The organism is Zafaria sp. Z1313 (genome assembly GCF_050563205.1).
GTDB lineage: Bacteria > Actinomycetota > Actinomycetes > Actinomycetales > Micrococcaceae > JAZDCJ01.
Map to the genome: position 1 here is coordinate 110,580 of NZ_JBNWUK010000003.1, position 22,095 is coordinate 132,674.

Consider the following 22,095-nt stretch of genomic DNA (forward strand, 5'->3'; position numbering starts at 1 on the left):
CACATGACGCAGAACACATCCGAGGCGAAGTACGCCGGGACTCCCGAAGTCCGTCGCCAGACGGAGAACCCCGTGGTCATCAGCGACCCGCAGGCGATCCGCGCCCTCGCGCACGAGGCCCGCCTCGAGGTCCTGGAGGAGCTGTTCGCGTCGCAGTCCACCCGGACGGCCACGGAGCTGGCCTCGCGCTGCAACCTCACGCCGAGCGCCATGAGCTACCACTTGCGGGCGCTGGAGAAGTACGGCTACGTCGAGCGCGCCGCGAGCGAGGGCGACGGCCGCGAGCGGCGCTGGAAGGCCGCCGGCGACCAGCTCGTCGTCGGCTCGCTGAGCGATTCCACAGCCGCGAAGAACGCGTTCCTGAACGTGCAGCTCAACGCCTTCCGCGAACGCCTCTCGGCGGAGATCGCCCGCCGCGACGCCGAGCGCCGCGCGGGGATCGAACCGCCCGCGGGCCGGGCGCCCGTGCTGACGACCGGGATGGTGTTCCTCAAGGGCGAGCAGCGCGCCGAGTTCGTCCGCCGCGTCTACGCGCTCGTCGACGAGTTCGAGGCCATGGCCGATCCCTCGGAACGCGGGATCGACGGCGAACGCGTCTACTACATGCTCTCGTTCCTGCCGGAGCACCCGGAACCCGGGGCCTGAGCGGGGCGGGGCGCGGGAGCCGCTTGCGGCCCGCGGCCGTGATGCCGCTACCCTAGAGCAGGTATGTGCAGGTCCGCGTCTCATGCGGGCCACCGGCTGCTAGAGGAGTGTTGTGCCCGCCAAGGCCAAGGAAAAGTCCGGCAAGAAGCTCGTCATCGTCGAGTCCCCGGCCAAGAGCAAGTCGATCGCCAAGTACCTCGGCGAGGGCTTCGTCGTCGATGCCTCCGTGGGCCACATCCGCGACCTGCCGCAGCCCAAGGAGCTGCCCGCCGAGCTGAAGAAGACCTCGGTCGGGAAGTTCGCCGTCGACCTGGACAACGACTTCGAGCCCTACTACGTCGTCTACCCGGACAAGAAGAAGAAGGTCTCCGAGCTCAAGGCGCAGCTCAAGGACGCGGACGCCCTCTACCTCGCAACCGATGCGGACCGCGAGGGCGAGGCCATCGCGTGGCACCTGCTCGAGGTGCTCAAGCCCAAGGTGCCCGTCTACCGCATGGCGTTCACGGAGATCACCAAGGAGGGCATCGCCCGCGCCCTGGACAACATCCGCGAGCTGGACACCGACCTCGTGGACGCGCAGGAGACGCGGCGCGTCCTCGACCGCCTCTACGGCTACGAGATCTCGCCCGTGCTGTGGCGCAAGATCGGCCCGGGCCTGTCGGCCGGCCGCGTGCAGTCCGTCGCGACGCGCCTCGTCGTGGAGCGCGAGCGCGAGCGCATGGCGTTCCGCGCCGCGTCCTACTGGGACCTCGTCGGCGAGTTCGCGACCGCGGCGGGGGAGTCGTTCCGCGCCAAGCTGGCCGCCGTCGACGGAGCCCGCGTCGCCTCGGGCCGCGACTTCGACGACCGCGGGCAGCTGAAGACGCCGAAGTCCGGCGCCGCCGTCGTCGTGTTGGACCGGGACGGGGCCACGTCGCTGGCCGAGGGGCTGCAGGGGGCGGACTTCTCGGTCCAGTCCCTGGACACCAAGCCCTACACGCGCCGCCCGGCCGCGCCGTTCACGACGTCCACGCTGCAGCAGGAGGCCTCGCGGAAGCTGCGCTGGTCCTCGAAGTCCACGATGCAGGTGGCGCAGCGGCTGTACGAGAACGGCTACATCACCTATATGCGTACCGACTCGGTCTTCCTCTCCAACGAGGCCGTCTCGGCGGCCCGCCGCCAGGCCTCGGAGCTGTACGGGCCCGACTCGGTGCCCGCGTCCCCCCGCGTGTACAAGGCCAAGTCGGATGCGGCGCAGGAGGCCCACGAGGCCATCCGCCCGGCCGGCGACTCCTTCCGCCGCCCGCAGGACGTGCGCAGCCAGCTCGGCGCCGACGAGTTCAAGCTGTACGAGCTGATCTGGAAGCGCACGGTCGCCTCGCAGATGGCCGACGCCAAGGGCTCAACGGCCTCCGTCCGGCTGGCTGGGACCGCGGCCGACGGCCGCACGGCCGAGTTCACGGCCTCCGGCACCGTCATCACCTTCCGCGGCTTCCTCGCCGCCTACGAGGAGGGCAAGGACACGACGGAGCAGGAGGAGCAGGAGAACGACGCCGAACGCCGGCTTCCGCAGCTGACCTCCGGCCAGGGACTCACCGGGGCGGGGGTGGAGGCGCTCGGGCACGAGACCTCGCCTCCCGCGCGCTACACCGAGGCCTCGATCGTGGCCGAGCTGGAGGCCCGTGAGATCGGCCGCCCGTCCACCTACGCGCCGACGATCTCCACGATCATGGACCGCGGCTACGTGACCAAGCGGGGCGGAGCCCTGGTGCCGAGCTGGATCGCCTTCTCCGTGGTGCGCCTGCTCGAGGAGCACTTCGGCAAGTACGTCGACTACGGTTTCACGGCGCGCCTCGAGGACGACCTCGACGAGATCGCCAAGGGCCACCTGGCCCGCAGCGCGTGGCTGCGTTCCTTCTACTTCGGCGAGGACCGCGAGGACGCCGGACTGCAGGAGGTCGTGGAGAACCTCGGCGACATCGACGCCCGGGCCATCAACTCCGTCGAGATCGCCCCCGGGATCGTGCTGCGCGTGGGCAAGTTCGGCCCTTACCTCGAGACGCCGGTGCCGGAGGGATCGCCCGAGGGCACCGAGCCGCAGCGCGCCAACGTCCCGGAGGACCTGGCGCCCGACGAGCTCACGGCCGAGAAGGCCCGCGAGCTCATGGAGTCCACGGGCCCCGAGCAGCGCGAGCTGGGCACGGACCCGGAGACGGGCCGGCTGATCGTGGCCAAGGACGGGCGCTACGGCGCCTACGTCACCGAGGTCATCCCGGAGCCGACGGCGGAGGAGCTCGCGGCCCAGCCGGTCGAGTACTACAAGAACGGCAAGCCCAAGCCCCCGAAGAAGCCCGCGAAGGTCCGCCCGCGCACGGGCTCGCTCTTCAAGTCCATGACGGTCGAGACCGTGACGCTCGAGGACGCGCTCAAGCTCATCTCCCTGCCGCGCGTGCTCGGCCAGGACGCCGAGGGCGTCGAGATCACGGTGCAGAACGGCCGCTTCGGCCCGTACCTGAAGAAGGGCACCGACTCGCGGTCGATCGGCTCGGAGGAGGAGATCTTCACGATCACCCTCGAGCAGGCGCTCGAGATCTACTCCCAGCCCAAGCAGCGGGGCGGCCGGACCGCCGCCGCGCCGCTCGCGGAGTTCGGAGCGGATCCGGTCTCCGAGAAGCCGATCGTCGTGAAGGAGGGCCGCTTCGGCCCCTACATCACCGACGGCATCACCAACATCACCGTCCCCCGCGACACCGCCATCGAAGAGCTCACGCGGGAACGCGCCGTGAAGCTGCTCGCAGAGAAGCGGGCCAAGGGCCCCGCCAAGCGGCCGGCCCGCAAGGCCCCGGCACGGCGGACCACGGGCAAGTCCACGTAACGGCCCACGGAAAGCGTCCACCGGCATGCGCCTCGGAGTCCTGGATATCGGATCCAACACCGTCCACCTCCTGCTGGTGGACGCCTACCCCGGGGCGCGTCCGGTGGCGTTCGCGTCCCACAAGCGGCCGCTGTCGCTCGTCAGCTACCTCGACGGCGACGGCGCGATCACGGAGGAGGGCCAGCGGGAGCTCCTGGACTTCATCCACGAGGCCTCGCGCTTCGCCGTGCGGCACCGGGCCGAGGACCTGCTGGCCTTCTGCACCTCGGCGATCCGCGAATCGGCGAACGGCGAGGCCGTGCTGGAACGCGTGGTCTCCGAGACGGGCATCCACCTGGCCGAGCTCAGCGGCGAGCAGGAGGCCGGCATGACCTACTACGCCGTGAGGCGCTGGTTCGGCTGGGGCGCGGAGACGATCCTCGACCTCGACATCGGCGGCGGATCGTTCGAGATGGCGATGGGGACCGACGAGTTCCCGGCGATCGCCCGCTCCGTGCCGCTCGGCGCCGGGCGCCTGACGCGGGACCGGCTGCCCGGGGACCCGCCGTCCATCCGCGACCTCAAGGCGCTCAAGCACTACGTCGCTGACGTGCTGGAGGGCCCCGTGGCCGAGATCCGCGCGCTCGGCAAGCCCGCGCTCGTCGCCGGGACGTCCAAGACCTTCCGCTCGCTCGCCCGCGTCACCGGCGCCGCGCCGAGCGCCGAGGGGCCCTACGTCAAGCGCGTGCTGCGGCTCGAGGACCTCAAGCTCTGGACCAACCGGCTCGCCGCGATGACCGCGGCGGAGCGCAGCGAGCTGCCCGGCGTCTCCGCGGTCCGGGCCCCGCAGCTGCTCGCCGGCTCCGTCGTCGCGGGGGCCGCGATGAGCGCCTTCGGCGTGAAGTCGCTGCGGATCTGCCCCTGGGCGCTGCGCGAGGGCCTCATCCTGCGCCGCTTCGACCACCTCGTGTTCGACGGGCCGTTGCCTTTGGGGAGTAGCGTGGGGGTGGGGCACGTGGAACTGGGCCAGCAGCCCGCCGTGCCGCAGCTTGGAGTCGTCGACGAGGAAGCGGGGAACAGAGCATGACCCAGCAGCACGTACCGGTCGCCCTCTCGAGCGCCTCGGTCTACCCGCTCAACGTCCACGACGCGTTCTCCGTCGCCCACGACCTTGGCTACGACGGCGTCGAGGTCCTCGTGACCGGCAACCACATCTCCCAGGACCCCGGCAAGCTGATGGACCTCAGCTCCCGCTACGGGCAGCCGATCATGGCCATCCACGCGCCGACGCTCCTGCTCACCCAGCAGGTCTGGGGCAGCGCCTGGAACAAGATCGAGCGCTCCGCGAAGATGGCCGCGGACGTGGGCTGCGACGTCGTCGTCGTCCACCCCCCCTTCCGCTGGCAGGGGACCTATGCGACCGGCTTCGCCGAGGGCGTCCGGCGGATCATGGAGGAGTACGGCGTGAAGATCGCCGTCGAGAACATGTACCCCTGGAGGGCCCGCGGGCGCGAGGCCAAGATGTACCTGCCGCACTGGAACCCCGTCCCGCAGCCGTACGACTACGTGACGTGGGACTTCTCCCACGCGGCGATCGCCGACATGGACTCCCACGAGGCCTTCCAAGCCCTCGGGGAGCGGCTGACGCACGTGCACTTGTGCGATGGGCGGGACAACGGCAAGGACGAGCACCTCGTCCCCGGCCGCGGCACCCAGCCCGTCTCCGAGGCCATGGGACACCTGCGCTCGAGCGGGTGGAACGGCGTCGTCGCCGTCGAGGTCTCCACGCGCAAGGCCAAGGGCGCCGGGGAACGCGAGGAGTGGCTCGGGGAGACGCTCGAGTTCGCGCGCCGGCACCTCGAGGCCGCGGCCGTGGAAGAATTGCCGCATGGCGAGCAACAGCACCGACTATCCCGTTGACACCACGACCCACCGGCTGGCCTTCCTCGGCACCGGTTCGATGAACGGGGCGATCCTGCGCGGCATCCTGGCCGCCGGGCACGATCCCTCCTCCATCACCGCGACCGTGCGCGGCGCAGGCAAGGCCGAGGCCCTCGCCGCCGACACCGGCGTCAAGGCCCTCGCCACGGAGCAGTCCCCGGACGCCAACATCGACGCCGTCACGGGGGCCGACGTCGTCTTCCTCGGCGTCAAGCCGGTCGGCATCCAGGAGCTCTGCCGCGAGATCGCCGGGGCGCTGCGCCCCGGGGCCGTCGTCGTCAGCGTCGCCGCGGCCGTCACCATCGCGATGATCGAGGACGCGCTCGCTCCCGGTCAGCCCGTCGTGCGCACCATGCCCAACACCCCGCTCATGGTGGGCCGCGGCGCGGTCGGACTCAGCGGAGGGAGCGCGGCGACGGAGGCGGACGTCGCCGCCGTCGTCGGACTCTTCGAGGGCTCCGGCCTCGTCCGCGTGGTCCCGGAGGAGCAGCTCGACGCCGTCTCCGCGGTGAGCGGCTCCGGTCCCGCCTACGCCTTCTACCTGGCCGAGGCGATGGCCAAGGCCGGCGAGGAGCTCGGCCTCGACGCGGACCTCGCCCGCGACCTCGCGCGCGCGACCGTCGCCGGGGCGGGTCGCATGCTCGACGACGCCGCGGTGGACCCCGCCGAGCTGCGCCGCAACGTGACGAGCCCCCACGGCACCACCGAGCGCGCGATCGCCGCGTTCGACGACGCGGGCATCCCGTCGATCATCGCCCGCGGCGCCCGCGCCGCCTCCGACCGCGCCGCCGAGATCAGCCGCGAGCTCGCCGGATAGGGCGCACCACGTCACCGTTGGCTGGCATTGCTCTGGCAACGTCCAATCGTTCGGATGTTGCCTGGGATGGCTTGGCTCAGTGGACATCTAGTGGCGGTTGTTTCAAGGTGGGCCGCGTTTCGAGCTCCGCTGCAGTGATGCACGGATTCACCTCGACGCGGACCGACCATCAGCCGCGACCGGACGACATCAATGGCGTCAACGCGCTCGACGAGAATCGGGGTCGATATGCTCACATCGTCACGGGTGATAAGTGTCTTCGTTGCCGCCGGTGTGGTCCTCGGCCGGGTGAGGACCGTGGGCGTTGCTGAAGTGATCGAGACGGGACCGCTGTCCGACGTCGGATTGGACGTGCTCGAATGGTTCATACGCCCTGCGGCAGCCACTGAAGATCATCTCATCCTGCGGCAGATAGGTGGATACGTCGACGGAACATCGTATGAAATCGGTGACGACCCGCTGCTTCGTCCAGGTGAAGAAGTCCTCGTGTTTCTCCGCTACGTCCCCGATCACGGTGTCTTCGTCGTCGTCGGTGGGCCGTCGGGACGGTTCTCCTCCTCGGAGGGGCGGCTCCGACCGAGTGGCGGGACACCGATCACCGACGCGTCGACGCTGACGTCCCTTGACCGACGTGAAGGAGTAGCCGACGAGGGTCCCCCGCCTGCGTTCCGGGGTCCCCGGGTTACGGCCTGGCGGCGAAGCGCTCCAGCAGGTCGACGTGGCCGGAGACGATCAGCACGTCGCGGCGGGTGACCTTGGTGTGGGGCTGGGCGTAGGTGAAGTCCTCGCCGGGCGACTTCACGCCGACGATCGTCACGCCGTACTTGGAACGGACCTGGGATTCGGCGAGCGTGAAGCCCTGCGTCTCCTTCGGCGGGTACATCTTCACGATCGCGAAGCCGTCGTCGAATTCGATGAAGTCCAGCATGCGCCCGCCGACGAGGTGCGCGGCCCGCACGCCGGCGTCGGCCTCCGGGTAGATCACGTGGTTGGCGCCGATCCGGGTGAGGATCTTGCCGTGGGAGGGCGTGATGGCCTTGACCCAGAGGTGCTCGATCCCGAGGTCGACGAGGTTGACCGCGATCAAGACGGAGGGCTCGATCGACGTGCCGACGCCGACGACGGCGGAGCTGAAGTCCTGCGCGCCGAGCTGGCGCAGCGCGTCGATGTTGGTGGCGTCCGCCTCGACGACGTGGGTCAGGACGCCGGCCCACGTGCGGACCAGCGCGGGATTGCGCTCGATCGCGAGGACCTCCCGGCCCTGCTTCACGAGCTGCTCGGCGACGGCGGCACCGAAGCGCCCGAGGCCGATGACCAGGACCGGTGCGTTGTGGTCTACGGTCTTCTCAGCCAATGATCGGCCTCTCTTCCGGGAAGTGGTACAGCTGGTCGCGCTGGCGCAGAGTCAGTGCCGCAGCCAGTGTAATGGTGCCCACCCGCCCCGCGAACATGAGCGCCGAGAGGACGTACTTGCCCGCCGGGGGCAGCTCCCCGGACAGCCCCGTGCTCAGGCCCACGGTGGCGAACGCCGAGATCGACTCGAACAGCACGCGGTCCAGGGACTGCCCGCTGATGCCCAGCAGGAGCCCCGTGGCGACGCTGACGAGCGTGGCGCCGAGGACGACGACGGAGATCGCCACGCGCAGCGTGCCCTCCGGGATCCGGCGGCCGAAGGCCTTGACGTCGGAGTCGCCGCGGGCCTCGGCGATGATGGCGAGGAAGAGCACGGCGATCGTGGTGACCTTGATGCCACCCGCCGTCGAGGCCGAGCCGCCGCCGGCGAACATCAGCATGTCGGTGACGAGCATGGTGGCCGGCTCGAGCTGGTTCTGGTCCACGAGATTGAAGCCGCCGGACCGGGTCATGACGGAGGCGAAGAGGGCGTGCATGACCTTGTCAACGGGCGACAAGTCGCCGATCGTGTCCGGGTTGGACCACTCGAGGGCGCCCCAGCCGACGGTGCCGAGCACGAGCAGGATCCCCGTCACGACGAGGGTGAGCTTCGCGTGCAGGGTCCACCGGCGGATCCTGGAGCGCAGGATGATCATCACCATGAGCACGGGGAAGCCGAGGCTGCCGATGACGACGCCGAGCATGAGGGGAACCTGGATCCACAGGTCGGTCTCGTAGGGGACCAGTCCGTCGGAGTGCGGCGTGAATCCGGCGTTGTTGAAGGCGGAGATCGAGTAGAAGACGCCGTGCCACACGGCCTGTCCCAGGGGTTCGCCGAGGACCAGGAAACGGGGGACGAGCATCACCGCCAGGAGCACTTCGATGGCCACCGAGGTCGTGATGACGATCCGCAGCAGCGTGCCGACCTCGCCGAGCCGGCCGGCGGCCTGCGTGTTCATGGCCTCCTGGGCCAGCAGCTTGCCGCGCACGCCCAGCCGCCTGCTCACCGCCATCGAGAGGATCGACGCCACGGTCAGGATCCCGAGGCCGCCCACGAAGACGCCGACGAGGATGACGACCTGCCCGAAGAAGGACCAGTGCGCGGCCGTCGAGACCACGGTGAGCCCTGTGACGCACACGGCGGACACGGCCGTGAACAGGGCGTCGTGGAGCGGGGTGAATGTCCCGGTGGAGGAAGCGGCCGGCAGCGCCAGCAGGCCCGTGAACACGGCGATGACGAGGGCGAACACGGCGAGGGCCAGTCGCGCGGGGGAGCTCGCGGCGAAGGAGTCGACGAGGTCCCGGCCCGCGGCGACGACGCGGACCAGCGCGCCGGGCTGGCGCGGTACGTGCGGTGACGGCTGGTGCGGCATGGCGGCTCGACGGCTCCGGTCGGAGGGAGGCCAGGACGATCCTGGCGACAACCATAGTAAACCACCCGCGGACCCCGTGGAGTGGCAGGCCGGCGGGGCCGCCGTGCGCTGGGACACACGCGCGTCCGTTAGCCTGAAACGGTGATGATCAAGAGCACGGCGCCGTTGCCCCCCACGCAGCTCGTGTGGAGCCCCGGCATGATGGCCTACCGCTTCAGCGACAGCCATCCCATGCACCCGGCCCGCCTCGACCTCACCAAGCGGCTCATCGACGAACTCGGGGTCCTCGAGGCGCCGACCGTCTCGCTCGCGGAGCCGTCCGTCGCGGACGATGCCGAACTGGGGCTCGTGCACGACGCCGACTACATCGCCGCCGTCCGCCGCGCGAGCGAGCACCCCGACGTCCCCGACGCGGCCCGCGGGCTCGGCACCGAGGACAACCCGCTCTTCCCGGGACTGCACGAGGCCAGCGCCCGCCTCGCCGGAGGCTCCCTGCTCGCGGCCGACGCGATCCTGGACTCCCGTGCCGTGCACGCCGTGAACTTCGGCGGCGGCATGCACCACGCCTCCCGATCCGCCGCGAGCGGCTTCTGCATCTACAACGACGCCGCGCTGGCGGTCCAGCGCCTGCTCGACGGCGGCGTGCAGCGCGTGGCCTACATCGACGTCGACGCCCACCACGGCGACGGGACGCAGTCGATCTTCTGGGACGATCCCCGCGTCATGACGATTTCCCTCCACGAGTCCGGGATGTCCCTCTTCCCGGGCACGGGCTTCGCGAACGAGTCCGGGGGCCCCGGGGCGCCGGGCACGGCCGTGAACGTCGCCGTCCCCGCGGGGACGGGCGACGCCGGCTGGCTGCGCGCGTTCCACGCCGTCGTCCCGCAGATCACGGCCGCCTTCGCACCCGAGGTGATCGTGAGCCAGCACGGCTGCGACGGCCACGCCAAGGACCCGCTGACCAACCTCCGCCTCAGCGTCGACGCCCAGCGGCAGAACATGCTGGACATCGCCGACCTCGCCGAACGGCTGTGCGCCGGGAGGTGGATCGCCACGGGCGGCGGCGGGTACAACATCACACACGTCGTGCCCCGGGCCTGGGCGCACCTCGTCGCGATCGCCTCCGGGCGCCCCGTCCCGCTGCGCACCGAGGTCCCGGCCCCGTGGCGCAGCTACGTCGAGGAGCGCTACGGCGAAGCCCCGCAGTGGATGAACGACGACGCCGAGCTGTGGTGGCGCTCGTGGGAGGTCGGCTACGACCCCGCCGACCCCGTCGACCGCACGGTCATGGCCACCCGCAAGGAGGTCTTCCCCCTCTTCGGCCTCGACCCCTGGTTCGACTAGCTCCCCTGTCGAGGGGCGCTTCCGCGTCACGACGGCGTAGCGAAGAATGCCCCGCGGCGTATATGCGGTTAGGGTGATGGGATGGCCGCCGATGTCTTCCCCGTGATCGCTGAACCGACCCGACGACGCATCCTCGACGAGCTGCACGGCGCGGAGCGCTCGGTCGGCGAGCTCGTCGAGGTCCTCGGCGTCAGCCAGCCCACGGTCTCCAAGCACCTCAAGGTCCTGCGCGAGGCCGGGCTCGTCACGACGCGCGCCGTCGGCCAGCGGCGCTTCTACGGGATCGACCTGGCCCCGCTCGAACCCGCCGCGGAGTGGATCGCCCGGTTCAGCCCCCGGGCCGCCGACGACCCCGCCGGCGTGGAGGCGGCCGGCCCGGTCGGGACGACGGGCGCCACCGCCTCTGCCGCCCCTGCCGCCTCGGCCCCCGGCGGTGCCGCGGACGACCCCGACGCACGTCCCGCCTCCGGCGGGCCGGCCGCGGTGCCGGGCTCCGGCGTCGTGCCTTCCCGCGAGGCTGCCGCCGGCGCCCAGCAGATCGGGCGGACGGTCGGGCGCACCGTGGAGCAGGTCACCGGCCGCGCGCAGGACCTGCTCGACAAGCTCCCGAAGCCCCGCTTCGGACGCCGCCGCTGAGCCAGGGGGTGTTACGTGCCGCGCGGGCATTGTTGCAGCCCGGCGCGCCCCGTCCGGGCGCCGCGTGGCAAGCTCGATGACCGAGACCGTCCCCCGGTGCCCGCACCGGGGAGCCGCACCGCGCCGCAAGGAGGAGCACGAGTGGACCAGCATCTGGCAAGCATCCGGGACGAGGTGTTCCGCCGGAACCCCGGCGAGGCCGAGTTCCACCAGGCCGTCAACGAGGTCTTCGAGACCCTCGAGCCCGTGGCACGCCGCCACCCCGAGTACATGGACGCCGCGATCCTGCAGCGCATGTGCGAGCCCGAGCGGCAGATCATCTTCCGCGTGCCGTGGACCGACGACTCGGGCCAGGTGCGGATCAACCGCGGCTTCCGCGTCGAGTTCAACTCGGCCCTCGGCCCCTACAAGGGCGGCCTGCGCTTCCACCCCTCGGTCTACCTGGGCATCGTCAAGTTCCTCGGCTTCGAGCAGGTCTTCAAGAACGCCCTGACCGGCATGCCGATCGGCGGCGGCAAGGGCGGCTCGGACTTCGATCCGCGCGGCAAGTCCGACGCCGAGGTGATGCGGTTCTGCCAGTCGTTCATGACGGAGCTCTACCGCCACATCGGCGAGTACACCGACGTCCCCGCGGGCGACATCGGCGTGGGCGGCCGGGAGATCGGCTACCTGTTCGGCCAGTACAAGCGCATCACCAACCGCTATGAGTCAGGCGTCCTGACGGGCAAGGGGATCGGCTGGGGCGGTTCGCTCGTGCGCCCGGAGGCCACCGGCTACGGGGCCGTCCTCTTCGCCGCCGAGATGCTCAAGACCCGCGGGCAGAGCCTGGACGGGCAACGCGTCGTCGTCTCCGGCTCCGGCAACGTCGCGATCAACGCCGTCGCGAAGGCCCAGAGCCTCGGTGCCCTCGTCGTCGCCGCCTCCGATTCCTCCGGGTACATCGTGGACGAGCACGGGATCGACGTGGACCTGCTGCGCCAGATCAAGGAGAACGAGCGCGGCCGCATCAGCGAGTACGCCCAGCGGCGCGGCAACGGCACGGCCTACGTGGCCGACGGCAACGTGTGGGACGTCGATGCCACCGTCGCGATCCCGTCGGCCACGCAGAACGAGCTCGGCGCCACGGCGGCCAAGCGGCTCGTGGAGCGCGGCGTCCTCGCCGTGGCCGAGGGCGCCAACATGCCCTGCACGGCCGAGGCCACCCAGATCTTCCAGGAGGCCGGCGTGCTCTTCGGCCCGGGCAAGGCCGCCAATGCCGGCGGCGTCGCGACGTCCGCCCTGGAGATGCAGCAGAACGCGAGCCGCGACGCCTGGTCGTTCGAGCACACCGAGCGGCGCCTCGGCCAGATCATGGTCTCCATCCATGATGACTGCGCCCGCACCGCCGAGGCCTACGGGCAGCCGGGGAACTACGTCGCGGGCGCCAACATCGCCGGCTTCGTCAAGGTCGCGGACGCGATGCTGGCCCTCGGCGTCATCTAGCTCTCGGGCCCGATCGGCGTCGTGCGGCCGGCGCGACCGCCGCGCGCTACGGCCGCGGAATGCGGACGTGTTCCGGCGTGAGCTCGGAGAGCCGGGAGACGCCGAGGAGCGCCAGGGTCCGCTTCATGTCCTTCTCCAGGATCGCCAGCGCGCGGTCCACGCCGGCGCGCCCGCCGGCCATGAGCCCGTAGAGGTAGGCGCGGCCGATGAGCGTGAAGTCGGCGCCGAGGGCGAGCGCGGCGACGATATCGGCCCCGCTCATGATGCCGGTGTCGAGGATGACGGCGGCGTCCGGGTTGACGGACTTCACGGCGGCCGAGACCTCGGGGAGCAGGTGCAGGGTCACGGGTGCGCGGTCCAACTGCCGGCCGCCGTGGTTGGAGACCACGACGCCGTCCGCCCCGTGCTCGATCACCTTGCGGGCGTCCTCGACCGTCTGGATTCCCTTGACGACGAGCTTGCCCTTCCAGGTCCCGCGCAGCCAGTCCAGGTCGTCGTAGGTCAGCGAGGGGTCGAACATGGAGTCGATCAGCTCGGCGACGGTGCCGGTGTAGCGGGACAGCGAGGCGAACGTCAGGGGCTCGTGGGTCAGGAAGTTGAACCACCAGGCCGGCCGGTAGGACGCGTCCAGGACCGTCTTGAGCGTCAGCGACGGCGGGATCGTCATGCCGTTGCGCACGTCGCGGAGCCGGGCCCCGGCGACGGCCGTGTCCACGGTGACCATGAGGGTGTCGTAGCCGGCGCGCGCGGCCCGGTCGATCAGCTCGCGCGACTTCTCGCGGTCCGTCCACAGGTAGAGCTGGAACCAGTTGCGGCCCGCGGGCGCGGCGGCGGCGACGTCCTCGATCGACGCCGTGCCCATCGTGGACAGCGTGTAGGGGATGCCCGCGGCCTCGGCCGCGCGGGATCCCGCGTATTCTCCTTCCGACTGCATCATGCGGGTGAAGCCGGTCGGTGCGATCCCGACGGGAAGGCGGGAGGTGCCGCCGAGGATGTCCGTGCTCAGGTCCACGTGGGAGACGTCGCGCAGGATGCCGGGGCGGAACTCGAGCTCGGAGAACGCGGAACGGGCCCGGTTGAGCGTGACCTCGGCCTCCGCCGCGCCGTCGGTGTAGTCGAAGGGAGCCTGGGGCGTCCGGCGCTTGGCCAGGGCCCGCAGATCGCCGATGGTCTGCGCCGCCGCGAGGCGGGAGGCGTTGCCGAAGGAGGGCTTCTTGAACTGCATGAGCGGGGCCAGGTCCGAGTACTTCGGAACGCGGCGGCGCAGCGCCGGCGGCACGGGGCGGTCGGCCGGAACGGCGTCCCCGGCACCCGGACGCGCCGGGGCCGGGGACTGGAGGGGGGCCGGCTCCGACGCCGCGGCGGCGGACTGCCGGGCCGTGTCCTCGGTGGTTGCCGGCTGCTGGGTCACGGACTGGGTGGTCATGGACTCTCCTTGGAGGCGTGGCACGCGGATCGCTTGTGGTAAGACCACAGCGTGTGGTTAGACCACACTCTAGACCCGTGGTGCGGCTCACATCAAGGGGCATCGCTCCGCCGTCCGGGCCGCGAGGGCGCCCGGAGCCGCCCGATCGTGTCCACACGGTGGAGCCGAGGTTTCACAATCGCCCCATCTGCCACTAGAGTTGCCCCTTAGACGGCATCCCATCGGGGACATGCGAACGCCGTTGTGCGGTGGGGGAATTGTCCAAGGGCAGGAGAAGAACCGGGGATGGCTGACGCGAAGAACTTTGCGAACGCGCGCTTTATGACGGTGGCCGAGGTCGCCGAGGTCATGCGCGTCTCCAAGATGACCGTGTACCGCCTGGTGCACTCGGCGGAACTGCCCGCGGTGCGCTTCGGCCGCTCCTACCGCGTCCCGGAGACCGCCGTCGAGGACTACCTGCGCAAGGCCCGGATCGACGGGGCCTCCGAGACCGCCTGACCGGAAGTGGTCAGGGCCGCCGCGCGGAGCAGGTAACCTGTTAAGGAACGTTTAACGTCCGTGTTGGTTGCAGTCCGACCGTCTGCGGCGGGAACGCAACCACCGAATCTGAAGTTTGTGAGGAACCAATGGGCTCTGTGATCAAGAAGCGCCGCAAGCGTATGGCCAAGAAGAAGCACCGCAAGCTGCTTCGCAAGACCCGCCACCAGCGCCGCAACAAGAAGTAGGCGCCGGCCGCCGACGCGGCAGGTGATGACGACGGCGGGGCCGCATCTCTCGAGGGTGCGGCCCCGCCGTCGTTCTCCCCGACGTGCGATCACGGCAGGTGCCGGACCGCCCCGGGGACGCCCCCGGGCCAGCGCCCGGCGGGGTCTCGGATCAGCGGCCGCGGACCCGCCCCAGACCGCGCCAGAGTCCGTAGACGGCCCCGGACACGGTCGCCGCCTTGAGCGTCCACGTCGCGGCGCGGCGGCCGGTCCTGAAGTCGTAGACGGGCCAGTTGTTGCGCACGGCGTGGCGGCGCAGCTTGGCGTCCGGGTTGATCGCCACGGGATGCCCCACGGCCTCCAGGAGCGGAAGGTCGTTGGACGAGTCGCTGTAGGCCCAGCACTGCGCCAGGTCGAGCCCCTCTTCCTCGGCGAGCCGGGCGACGGCGACGGCCTTCGCGGGGCCGTGCAGGATCTCTCCCACGAGCCGGCCGGTGTAGACGCCGTCGGTGTGCTCCACCTGCGTGCCGAGCGCCCCGGAGAGCCCGAGCCGGTCCGCGATCACGGTGGCGACCTCGAGCGGCGTGGCCGTCACGAGCCAGACGCGACGCCCGGCGCGCAGGTGCTGGTCCGCGAGGGCCCGCGTTCCGGGCCAGATCTTGGAGGCGATGAACTCGTCGTAGACCTCGTCGCCCAGGCTCGACAAGTCGTCGACGAGGACCCCCGCGGCGAGGGCGAGCGCCTGGTCCCGCACGGCGTGGATGTCGCCGACGTGCTCCCCGCGCACCGCGTACCAGAGGGCCTTGAGGCCGAAGGAGGCCGCGTGGCGGAGGCTGAAGGCCTTGCGCGCATACATCTTCCGGGCGACGGCGAACAGGCTCGCGCCGCGCATCATCGTGTTGTCGACGTCGAAGAAGGCGGCCTCTGCTCCTGTCATCGGGCGCACGGGCGAGGGCACGGTGCGGCCGGCGGGCGGCTGTGGCATGGCCCCAGTCTATGGCACGCGCCACAGCGGGCCGGGCGCCGTCCGTGCCCGTGCGCGGCCGGTCCGCCGGTAGATTAGTCGGCATGGAAGCACGTGCCGAGGCGCCCGTCGTCGAATTGCTGACCCGCGAGGGCTGCCACTTGTGCGCCGCGGCCCGTGCCACCCTCGACGAGGTGTGCGGCCGCCTGGGCGTGCCCTGGACGGAACGGGGGATCGACGACGACCCGGAGCTGCGGCACCGCTTCGGCGAGGAGGTCCCGGTGCTGATGATCGACGGCGTGCAGCGCGACTTCTGGGTCATCGACCCCGCGCGGCTCGCGGGGCTCCTGGGCGCATGAGGCCGGCGGAGAAGACGCTTCCCGAGGCGACGCTGGAACGCCTGACGCTCTACCGGCGCGTGCTCGAGCGCCTCGGCGCCGCCGGGCTCGAGACGGTGTCCTCGGAGGTCCTGGCCGATGCCGCGGGCGTCAACCCGGCGATCCTGCGCAAGGACCTGTCGATGCTCGGCAGCTTCGGCCGGCGGGGCGTGGGCTATGGCGTGATGCAGCTGGCCGGTTCCATCGCGACGACCCTCGGGCTCAACAACGACTGGCGCGTGGGGATCGTCGGCGCCGGCAACCTGGGCCGCGCGCTGGCCGGGTACGCGGGGTTCCGCGAGAACGGCTTCCGTCTGGTGGGGCTGTACGACGCCGATGCCTCCCTCGTGGGGCGGCGTTACGCCGACCTCGTGGTCGCCGACGCGGCGGGCCTCGAGGACGCCGTGCTGGCCGAGGGCATCAACATGGCGGTCCTGGCCGTGCCCGCGGCGGCCGCGCAGGAGCTGTGCGACCGGCTCGTCGCCGCCGGCGTGCGCAACATCCTCAACTTCGCCCCCGTCGTCCTCCAGGTTCCGCCGGACGTCGTCCTGCGCAAGGTGGACATGGCCCGCGAGCTGCAGCTCCTGGCCTACTACGCGACGACGCCGGGCAGCCACCTCTAGCCTGTGGATCCCGAACGCCAAGGCGGCCGGACGGATTACTCCGTCCGGCCGCCTTGTCGGTGATTGGCCGGCGCTTCGGCCGGCGGGGTCGGTGCCCCGGCGTCAGGCGCCGAAGCCCTGGTGCTTCGCGGCCTTCTTGGCCGCGATGTAGTTGCTCGAGGGCTTGAGCCACGCGAACACGACGCCCGCGATGCCGACCAGGATGACCACGAGCGTCAGCACGTCGGCGCCGAAGAGGCCGATCACGGACAGTCCGGCGAGGATCGTGGCCGTGATGCGGGCGCCGTTGCTGCCCTTGCGGATGAAGAACGCCAGCAGGGCGTAGATGCCCGAACCGATGAGCATGACCACGAAGCCGACCGTCCGGGTCATGGAGGCCAGGGCGGCCGCGTCGACGCCGGCCGCCGCGAGCTCGTCCTGGGTCGCGGAGCCCTGCATCGTCAAGGCGTCCTGGATGGCGGTCTCGAGGGCGGAGGAGGGCATCAGCAGCAGGACGAGTCCGGACACGAGGGTCAGCGCGCCGGCGGCGAGGACGAGCCAGAAGGAGATGTTCAGTTCCTTCGGCCGCTCGAGCGGGCCGGCGGGCGCGCCGAAACCGGCGCTCCCGGGCATCGGCTGCTGGTAGCCGTAGGACTGCTGGCCCGGCTGCCCGTACGGTGCGCCCTGGCCAGGCTGTCCGTAGGGCCCCGACTGTCCCTGCTGTCCGGCCTGTCCGTAGGCGCCGGGCTGGCCGTACTGGCCGGGCTGTGCGGCCGGGGGCTGCCCCGGCTGGCCGTAGGACTGCGGGGGAGCCGGGGGGTACGAGCCGGCGGCGCCGCCCTGCTGCGGCTGGCCCGGCTGCTGCGCGGGCTGCTGCCCCTGTTGTCCGGCCCCCTGGCCGGATCCGTCCTGGCCGGGCTGCGGAAGGCGCTGCCCGTAGCGCGGGGGCTCGGGGACCTCGGGGTTGTTCTCGGGAGTGCTCATGATTCCTCCTGGGCGTTGGTGGTTCTGAATCCCACAGTAGCCGCCGGGCCCGGCCGGGGGGCATCATCACCAAGGATGATGTGGAGGATGATTGCGCCAGTGGTGCCGCTATCCGGAGCGGATGAAGGCGACGTCGAGGACGATCGTCACCTTGTCCCCGACGAGGACCCCGCCGGCCTCGAGGGCCGCGTTCCACGTCAGGCCGAAGTCCTTCCGGGAGATGACGGTCTCGGCGGAGAAACCGGCCCGCACCACGCCGGCCGGATCCACGGCAGTGCCGGCGTACTCGACCGAGAGCTCCACCGCGCGCGTGACGTCGCGGATGGTCAGGTCGCCGGTCAGCAGGAACTCGTGGCCGTCGCCCGTGATCGACGTCGCCGTGAAGCCCAGGGTCGGGAAGCGCTCCACGTCGAAGAAGTCCGGGCTGCGCACGTGGGTGTCCCTCGCCGGGTCGCGGGAGTCGAAGGACACCGCCTGGATCACCGCGTAGAGGGCGGAGTCGTCCACGGTCGGACCGACGGAGATCACGGACTCGACGTCCGTGAAGCGGCCCCGCACCTTGCTGATCCCGGCGTACCGGATCGTGAAGCCGACCTCCGAGTGGGTCGGATCCAGCGTCCACCGTCCAGACGTGATGCCCTCGGGGATCCTCATCGCGGTGCTCCTTGCCCCGGGCCGTGGACCCGTGCCGCCGTGGTGCCTCACCTGTCGTGCGTCGTTCGTCCCTCCACTCTAGGGAAGGCCCACCCCGTCTTCCAGAGCGGAGCGCGACCGGAATCACGGCCCGCATTTAGGCCAGCCCGCAAAGGTTTGAGACACTGGAGGCATGCCCACCGCCACCGTCCACCTGCTCCGCCATGGAGAAGTCCACAATCCGGACAAGGTGCTGTACGGGCGGCTGCCGGGCTACCGGCTCTCCGGGCTCGGCCGCGAAATGGCCGACCGCGCCGCCGAATACTTCGCGCAGCGGCGCGACGCCGGAGCCAACATCGTCGCGATCGCGGCCTCGCCCCTGCTGCGGGCCCAGGAGACGGCCGCCCCGACGGCCCGCGCCCTGGGGCTCGAACTCGGCACGGAGCAGCGCGTCGTCGAGGCGGGCAACCACTTCGAGGGCATGTCCCACATGGCCGGGCGCCTCCGCGACCCCCGCTTGTGGCCCTACCTCGTCAATCCCTTCCGTCCGTCCTGGGGGGAGCCCTATCGGGACCAGGTCGAGCGGGTCATGGCCGCCGTGCGGGAACACCGCGACGCCGCCGTGGCACAGGGGGGGCCGGGCGCCGAGGTCATCCTCGTCGCCCACCAGCTGCCGATCTGGGTGACCCGGTTGGCGGCCGAAGGCCGGCGGCTCTGGCACGATCCGCGTCGCCGCGAATGCACTCTCGCCTCCGTGACCAGCCTGGACTTCGAGGGGGAGGCCCTCTCGTCGGTCCGCTACGCCGAACCCTGCGCCGACCTCCTGGTCAACGCCGCGAACCTCCCTGGAGCCTGACCCGATGACCCCTGCCCACCCATCCGATTCCCCCGAGCCGGGCCGCCGCACCGTCCTGCGCGCCGCCGCGCTGCTCGCCGCCGTCGTCCCCCTGGCCGCGTGCAGCGCGGTCGAGGACCCGCTCGCGAAGCAGGCCCGCGAAGGCGACAACAAGAACTACATCGCCGGCGACGGCTCCGTCCAGGAATACGCGGCGGAGTCGCGCGGTGAACCGGTGCGCCTCACGGGAACGCTCTACGACGGCACGGACATCGACTCCTCCGCCTGGGTCGGGCGCGTCACGGTCCTGAACTTCTGGTACGCCGCGTGCGCCCCCTGCCGCGTCGAGGCGCCGCACCTCGTCGAGCTCTACGAGGAGTTCCAGGACCAGGGCGTCGACTTCCTGGGCGTCAACGTCCGGGACCAGAAGGCCACGGCCGAGGCCTTCGAACGCAACTTCAAGATCCCCTACCCGTCCGCGCCGGACACCACCGGGTCGATCCTCATGGGCCTGACCCAGTACGTGAACCCGCGCGCCGTGCCCACCACGCTCGTCCTCGACAAGCAGGGCCGGGTCGCCGCGCGCGTGCTCGGCGCCATCGAGAAGTCCACGCTGAAGACGCTCATCGCCGACCGCGTCGCCGAGCCCGCGTGATCCCCGCCCTCGTCACGACCGGCCCGGGGCTGGCCGCGCAGGCGAACCCGTTCGCGGAGATCGCCCTCGACGGCTCCCTCCTGGTCGCCGCGCCCATCGCCGTCCTCGCGGGGCTCGTGTCCTTCCTCTCGCCGTGCGTCCTGCCGCTCGTTCCCGGCTACCTCGGCTACGTCACCGGGCTGACCGGGGTCGACCTCGCCGAGCAGAAGCGCGGGCGGATGGTCGCCGGGATCGGCCTGTTCGTCCTCGGCTTCACCGCCGTGTTCGTGACCGTCGGCGTCCTCTTCACCCAGATCCTCAGCTGGTTCACGCTCAACAGCGACTGGGTCTCCCGGATCCTCGGCGTCGTCGTGATCCTCATGGGCGTCGTCTTCATGGGCGGCTTCAGCTGGTTCCAGCGCGACCGCAAGATCCACGCCCGCCCACCCGCCGGACTCTGGGGGGCCCCCGTCCTCGGCATGGTCTTCGGCCTCGGCTGGGCCCCCTGCATCGGCCCCACGCTCTCCGCCGTCATCCTCATGAGCAGCGGCGCCGACCCGGACCTCGGCCGCGCCGGGCTGCTGACGTTCGCCTACTGCATGGGCCTCGGCGTGCCGTTCATCCTGATCGCCCTCGGCCTGCGCCGGGGCATGGGCGCCCTGCGCTTCTTCCGCAGCCACCAGCGCGCCGTGATGCTGGCCGGCGGCGGCATGCTCATCCTCCTGGGACTCGTCATGGTCAGCGGGCTGTGGGACACCTGGGTGATGCAACTACAGAACTGGTTCGCCAACGAGGTGAGGTTGCCCATCTGATGGCAGAAGACACGAAGCCCCGTTCCGCCACGGCGCAGGCCAAGGCCGACGCCGCGCTGCCCGCCCTCGGCCCGCTCGGCATGATCCGCTGGGCCTGGACGCAGCTCACGAGCATGCGCACGGCCCTGTTCCTGCTGCTCCTGCTCGCCGTCGCCGCCGTGCCCGGCTCGCTCTTCCCGCAACGCGGCGTCAACCCCGAACAGGTCACCCAGTACCTGCAGAACGAGCCCGTGCTGGGGGAGTGGCTCGACCGCTTCCAGCTGTTCGACGTCTACTCGTCCGTCTGGTTCTCCTCGATCTACCTGTTGCTGTTCATCTCCCTGATCGGCTGCATCATCCCCCGGGCCAAGAAGCACTGGCAGGCGCTCCGCACCCCGCCGCCGCGCACCCCGGCGCGCCTGTCCCGGCTGCCGGAGCACGGAAGGATCGCCCTGGCACCCGGCGCGGCCCCGGCGTCGTCCTCCGAGACCGCGGCCCGCGCCGCCGCACTGCTGAAGAAGCGCGGCTACCGCACCGAGGTCCGCGACGGCGCCCAGGGTGCCTCCGTCGGTGCCGAGCGCGGCTACGTGCGGGAGATCGGCAACCTCGTCTTCCACACCTCCCTCATCGGGATCCTCGCGGGCGTGGCCGTCGGCGGCGCGTTCGGCTACAACGGCCAGCGGATCCTCGTCGAGGGGGACACCTTCGTCAACACGGCCGTCGCCTACGACGCGCTCTCGCCCGGAACCGCCGTCGACGTCGACCGGCTCAGCCCGTTCACGGTGGCGCTGGACAAGTTCGAGGTCACGTTCGACCGCGAGTCCAGCACGCACTTCGGCCAGCCGATCGACTTCAACGCGAGCGTGCGCACCACGGACACGCCCGGCGGCGAGGAGACCCCGCGCCAGATCCGCGTCAACCACCCGCTGCGCATCGGCGGCTCGGACGTCTACCTCGTCGGCAACGGCTACGCCCCCGTCATCACGGTCCGCGACGGCAACGGCGACATCGCCCTGCAGGAACCCGTCATCGCGGTCCCGCAGGACGGCGTCTACACCTCGCTGATGGTGGCCAAGGTGCCCGACGCGCGGCCCGAGCAGCTCGGCTTCGTCGGCCTGTTCCTGCCCACGGCGGGCGTGCTGGACGGCGTCGGCATCTCCCTCGACCCCAGCCCCGCGCTGCCGCAGCTGCAGCTGAACTCCTACTTCGGGGACCTCGGGCTCGACGACGGGGCGCCGCAGAACGTCTACGTCCTGGACACCGACGAGCTGACGGAGCTCAATAGCCGGACCCTCGACGCGGGCGGCCTGGTCCTCAATCCCGGGGAGACGATCGAGCTGCCGGACGGCCACGGCTCCATCAGCTTCGACGGGCTCAAGCGCTACGTCGCCCTCGACATCCACCACGACCCCGCCAAGGTCCCCGTGGCCGTCTTCGCGGCGCTCGCGCTCCTGGGCCTGGCCGTGTCGCTCTTCACGCCGCGCCGCCGCGCCTGGGTCAAGATCCTGGAGGACGGCGGCGAGGGTGACGGAGGCGACGGCGGCTCGGGTGAGCACGGGCGTATCCTTGAATACGGACTGCTGGCCCGCGGCGAGGATCCGCGACTCGCCACCGAGGCCCGCGAACTGCAGTCGCTCTTCGAGCGTGAATTCACCGGCGCCGAGCGCGTGCCAGTCTAGGAG

23 protein-coding genes are annotated in these 22,095 nt (G+C 71.1%); 16 read left to right on the top strand and 7 right to left on the bottom strand.

Translation table 11 applies throughout. The features are described 5' to 3' along the window. Positions 1-3 precede the first annotated feature (3 nt). The 5 genes from ACQ3I4_RS05265 to proC all read left to right on the top strand — a co-directional run bounded on the left by ACQ3I4_RS05265 (position 4) and on the right by proC (position 6,236). Complete coding sequence (locus ACQ3I4_RS05265) at positions 4-645, top strand: ArsR/SmtB family transcription factor (protein WP_329861836.1); 642 nt, start codon at positions 4-6, stop codon at positions 643-645. 112 nt (positions 646-757) lie between these two features. Continuing rightward, complete coding sequence (gene topA / locus ACQ3I4_RS05270; protein WP_329861835.1) at positions 758-3,499, top strand: type I DNA topoisomerase; 2,742 nt, start codon at positions 758-760, stop codon at positions 3,497-3,499. A 25-nt stretch (positions 3,500-3,524) separates the two neighbouring features. Then, positions 3,525-4,565: a Ppx/GppA family phosphatase gene (locus ACQ3I4_RS05275; RefSeq protein WP_329861834.1), complete on the top strand. Its 1,041-nt coding sequence runs from the start codon at positions 3,525-3,527 to the stop codon at positions 4,563-4,565. After that, positions 4,562-5,398, top strand: a complete 837-nt coding sequence (locus ACQ3I4_RS05280; RefSeq protein WP_329861833.1) for a sugar phosphate isomerase/epimerase family protein — start codon at positions 4,562-4,564, stop codon at positions 5,396-5,398. The genes ACQ3I4_RS05275 and ACQ3I4_RS05280 overlap by 4 nt, the downstream gene beginning before the upstream one ends. Continuing rightward, entirely contained in the window at positions 5,367-6,236 is an 870-nt protein-coding gene (gene proC / locus ACQ3I4_RS05285) for a pyrroline-5-carboxylate reductase (protein WP_329861832.1), read from the top strand. Before ACQ3I4_RS05280 ends, proC begins: the two co-directional genes overlap by 32 nt. A gap of 240 nt (positions 6,237-6,476) precedes the next feature. Here the strand turns inward: proC and ACQ3I4_RS05290 are convergent, their stop codons facing one another. The 3 genes from ACQ3I4_RS05290 to ACQ3I4_RS05300 form a co-directional block, all read right to left on the bottom strand. After that, positions 6,477-6,749: a hypothetical protein gene (locus ACQ3I4_RS05290; RefSeq protein ID WP_329861831.1), complete on the bottom strand. Its 273-nt coding sequence runs from the start codon at positions 6,747-6,749 to the stop codon at positions 6,477-6,479. Positions 6,750-6,918: 169 nt separating this feature from the next. Then, the gene (locus ACQ3I4_RS05295; protein ID WP_329861830.1) at positions 6,919-7,590 is read right to left on the bottom strand and encodes a potassium channel family protein; all 672 of its coding nucleotides are present in this window, start codon (positions 7,588-7,590) and stop codon (positions 6,919-6,921) included. Continuing rightward, complete coding sequence (locus tag ACQ3I4_RS05300) at positions 7,583-9,001, bottom strand: TrkH family potassium uptake protein (protein ID WP_329861829.1); 1,419 nt, start codon at positions 8,999-9,001, stop codon at positions 7,583-7,585. Before ACQ3I4_RS05300 ends, ACQ3I4_RS05295 begins: the two co-directional genes overlap by 8 nt. A gap of 144 nt (positions 9,002-9,145) precedes the next feature. Between ACQ3I4_RS05300 and ACQ3I4_RS05305 the strand changes: the two genes are divergently transcribed. The 3 genes from ACQ3I4_RS05305 to gdhA all read left to right on the top strand — a co-directional run bounded on the left by ACQ3I4_RS05305 (position 9,146) and on the right by gdhA (position 12,463). Next, entirely contained in the window at positions 9,146-10,345 is a 1,200-nt protein-coding gene (locus tag ACQ3I4_RS05305; RefSeq protein ID WP_430633064.1) for an acetoin utilization protein AcuC, read from the top strand. 81 nt (positions 10,346-10,426) lie between these two features. Next, the gene (locus tag ACQ3I4_RS05310) at positions 10,427-10,981 is read left to right on the top strand and encodes an ArsR/SmtB family transcription factor (protein ID WP_329861828.1); all 555 of its coding nucleotides are present in this window, start codon (positions 10,427-10,429) and stop codon (positions 10,979-10,981) included. Between the two features lie 141 nt (positions 10,982-11,122). Next, the gene (gdhA, locus tag ACQ3I4_RS05315) at positions 11,123-12,463 is read left to right on the top strand and encodes an NADP-specific glutamate dehydrogenase (RefSeq protein ID WP_329861827.1); all 1,341 of its coding nucleotides are present in this window, start codon (positions 11,123-11,125) and stop codon (positions 12,461-12,463) included. 46 nt (positions 12,464-12,509) lie between these two features. Here the strand turns inward: gdhA and ACQ3I4_RS05320 are convergent, their stop codons facing one another. Then, the gene (locus tag ACQ3I4_RS05320) at positions 12,510-13,889 is read right to left on the bottom strand and encodes an alpha-hydroxy acid oxidase (protein ID WP_329861826.1); all 1,380 of its coding nucleotides are present in this window, start codon (positions 13,887-13,889) and stop codon (positions 12,510-12,512) included. A 285-nt stretch (positions 13,890-14,174) separates the two neighbouring features. On the opposite strand from ACQ3I4_RS05320, the gene ACQ3I4_RS05325 reads away from it, so the two are divergent. Together ACQ3I4_RS05325 and ACQ3I4_RS05330 are read left to right on the top strand one after the other, a co-directional pair. Continuing rightward, positions 14,175-14,387 (top strand): helix-turn-helix domain-containing protein, encoded by a 213-nt coding sequence (locus ACQ3I4_RS05325; RefSeq protein WP_329861825.1) that lies wholly within the window; start codon positions 14,175-14,177, stop codon positions 14,385-14,387. A 128-nt stretch (positions 14,388-14,515) separates the two neighbouring features. Further along, positions 14,516-14,614, top strand: a complete 99-nt coding sequence (locus ACQ3I4_RS05330; protein WP_003792170.1) for a 30S ribosomal protein bS22 — start codon at positions 14,516-14,518, stop codon at positions 14,612-14,614. 151 nt (positions 14,615-14,765) lie between these two features. Here ACQ3I4_RS05330 and ACQ3I4_RS05335 read toward each other — a convergent pair whose 3' ends face one another. Further along, complete coding sequence (locus ACQ3I4_RS05335) at positions 14,766-15,578, bottom strand: HAD family hydrolase (protein ID WP_329861642.1); 813 nt, start codon at positions 15,576-15,578, stop codon at positions 14,766-14,768. Positions 15,579-15,661: 83 nt separating this feature from the next. Between ACQ3I4_RS05335 and ACQ3I4_RS05340 the strand changes: the two genes are divergently transcribed. Both ACQ3I4_RS05340 and ACQ3I4_RS05345 read left to right on the top strand, forming a co-directional pair. Next, on the top strand, positions 15,662-15,916 hold the full coding sequence (locus ACQ3I4_RS05340; RefSeq protein WP_329861641.1) for a glutaredoxin family protein: 255 nt from the start codon (positions 15,662-15,664) through the stop codon (positions 15,914-15,916). Then, complete coding sequence (locus ACQ3I4_RS05345) at positions 15,913-16,557, top strand: redox-sensing transcriptional repressor Rex (protein ID WP_329861640.1); 645 nt, start codon at positions 15,913-15,915, stop codon at positions 16,555-16,557. Before ACQ3I4_RS05340 ends, ACQ3I4_RS05345 begins: the two co-directional genes overlap by 4 nt. A gap of 102 nt (positions 16,558-16,659) precedes the next feature. Here ACQ3I4_RS05345 and ACQ3I4_RS05350 read toward each other — a convergent pair whose 3' ends face one another. After that, positions 16,660-17,520 (bottom strand): hypothetical protein, encoded by an 861-nt coding sequence (locus ACQ3I4_RS05350; RefSeq protein WP_329861638.1) that lies wholly within the window; start codon positions 17,518-17,520, stop codon positions 16,660-16,662. 108 nt (positions 17,521-17,628) lie between these two features. Further along, positions 17,629-18,174 carry a YceI family protein gene (locus ACQ3I4_RS05355; RefSeq protein ID WP_329861636.1) on the bottom strand — a complete coding sequence of 182 codons (546 nt, stop codon included), beginning with the start codon at positions 18,172-18,174 and terminating at the stop codon, positions 17,629-17,631. A 172-nt stretch (positions 18,175-18,346) separates the two neighbouring features. Between ACQ3I4_RS05355 and ACQ3I4_RS05360 the strand changes: the two genes are divergently transcribed. The 4 genes from ACQ3I4_RS05360 to resB are packed head-to-tail and all read left to right on the top strand — an operon-like array spanning position 18,347 to position 22,092. Then, complete coding sequence (locus ACQ3I4_RS05360; protein ID WP_329861635.1) at positions 18,347-19,009, top strand: histidine phosphatase family protein; 663 nt, start codon at positions 18,347-18,349, stop codon at positions 19,007-19,009. A 4-nt stretch (positions 19,010-19,013) separates the two neighbouring features. Next, positions 19,014-19,643 carry a TlpA family protein disulfide reductase gene (locus tag ACQ3I4_RS05365; protein ID WP_329861634.1) on the top strand — a complete coding sequence of 210 codons (630 nt, stop codon included), beginning with the start codon at positions 19,014-19,016 and terminating at the stop codon, positions 19,641-19,643. After that, on the top strand, positions 19,643-20,434 hold the full coding sequence (locus tag ACQ3I4_RS05370) for a cytochrome c biogenesis CcdA family protein (protein ID WP_430633065.1): 792 nt from the start codon (positions 19,643-19,645) through the stop codon (positions 20,432-20,434). Before ACQ3I4_RS05365 ends, ACQ3I4_RS05370 begins: the two co-directional genes overlap by 1 nt. After that, positions 20,434-22,092 carry a cytochrome c biogenesis protein ResB gene (gene resB, locus ACQ3I4_RS05375; protein WP_329861632.1) on the top strand — a complete coding sequence of 553 codons (1,659 nt, stop codon included), beginning with the start codon at positions 20,434-20,436 and terminating at the stop codon, positions 22,090-22,092. The genes ACQ3I4_RS05370 and resB overlap by 1 nt, the downstream gene beginning before the upstream one ends. The last annotated feature ends 3 nt before the right edge of the window (positions 22,093-22,095 follow it).

Bases quoted from the DNA above. Each gene is read 5' to 3' on its own strand.
- ACQ3I4_RS05345 (WP_329861640.1), top strand. From the start codon at position 15,913: ATGAGGCCGGCGGAGAAGACGCTTCCCGAGGCGACGCTGGAACGCCTG.
- ACQ3I4_RS05275 (WP_329861834.1), top strand. From the start codon at position 3,525: ATGCGCCTCGGAGTCCTGGATATCGGATCCAACACCGTCCACCTCCTG.
- ACQ3I4_RS05350 (WP_329861638.1), bottom strand. From the start codon at position 17,520: ATGAGCACTCCCGAGAACAACCCCGAGGTCCCCGAGCCCCCGCGCTAC.
- ACQ3I4_RS05300 (WP_329861829.1), bottom strand. From the start codon at position 9,001: ATGCCGCACCAGCCGTCACCGCACGTACCGCGCCAGCCCGGCGCGCTG.
- ACQ3I4_RS05365 (WP_329861634.1), top strand. From the start codon at position 19,014: ATGACCCCTGCCCACCCATCCGATTCCCCCGAGCCGGGCCGCCGCACC.
- ACQ3I4_RS05330 (WP_003792170.1), top strand. From the start codon at position 14,516: ATGGGCTCTGTGATCAAGAAGCGCCGCAAGCGTATGGCCAAGAAGAAG.
- ACQ3I4_RS05325 (WP_329861825.1), top strand. From the start codon at position 14,175: ATGGCTGACGCGAAGAACTTTGCGAACGCGCGCTTTATGACGGTGGCC.
- ACQ3I4_RS05305 (WP_430633064.1), top strand. From the start codon at position 9,146: ATGATCAAGAGCACGGCGCCGTTGCCCCCCACGCAGCTCGTGTGGAGC.
- ACQ3I4_RS05310 (WP_329861828.1), top strand. From the start codon at position 10,427: ATGGCCGCCGATGTCTTCCCCGTGATCGCTGAACCGACCCGACGACGC.
- ACQ3I4_RS05340 (WP_329861641.1), top strand. From the start codon at position 15,662: ATGGAAGCACGTGCCGAGGCGCCCGTCGTCGAATTGCTGACCCGCGAG.
- ACQ3I4_RS05360 (WP_329861635.1), top strand. From the start codon at position 18,347: ATGCCCACCGCCACCGTCCACCTGCTCCGCCATGGAGAAGTCCACAAT.
- resB (WP_329861632.1), top strand. From the start codon at position 20,434: ATGGCAGAAGACACGAAGCCCCGTTCCGCCACGGCGCAGGCCAAGGCC.
- proC (WP_329861832.1), top strand. From the start codon at position 5,367: ATGGCGAGCAACAGCACCGACTATCCCGTTGACACCACGACCCACCGG.
- ACQ3I4_RS05335 (WP_329861642.1), bottom strand. From the start codon at position 15,578: ATGCCACAGCCGCCCGCCGGCCGCACCGTGCCCTCGCCCGTGCGCCCG.
- ACQ3I4_RS05355 (WP_329861636.1), bottom strand. From the start codon at position 18,174: ATGAGGATCCCCGAGGGCATCACGTCTGGACGGTGGACGCTGGATCCG.
- ACQ3I4_RS05320 (WP_329861826.1), bottom strand. From the start codon at position 13,889: ATGACCACCCAGTCCGTGACCCAGCAGCCGGCAACCACCGAGGACACG.
- ACQ3I4_RS05280 (WP_329861833.1), top strand. From the start codon at position 4,562: ATGACCCAGCAGCACGTACCGGTCGCCCTCTCGAGCGCCTCGGTCTAC.
- ACQ3I4_RS05265 (WP_329861836.1), top strand. From the start codon at position 4: ATGACGCAGAACACATCCGAGGCGAAGTACGCCGGGACTCCCGAAGTC.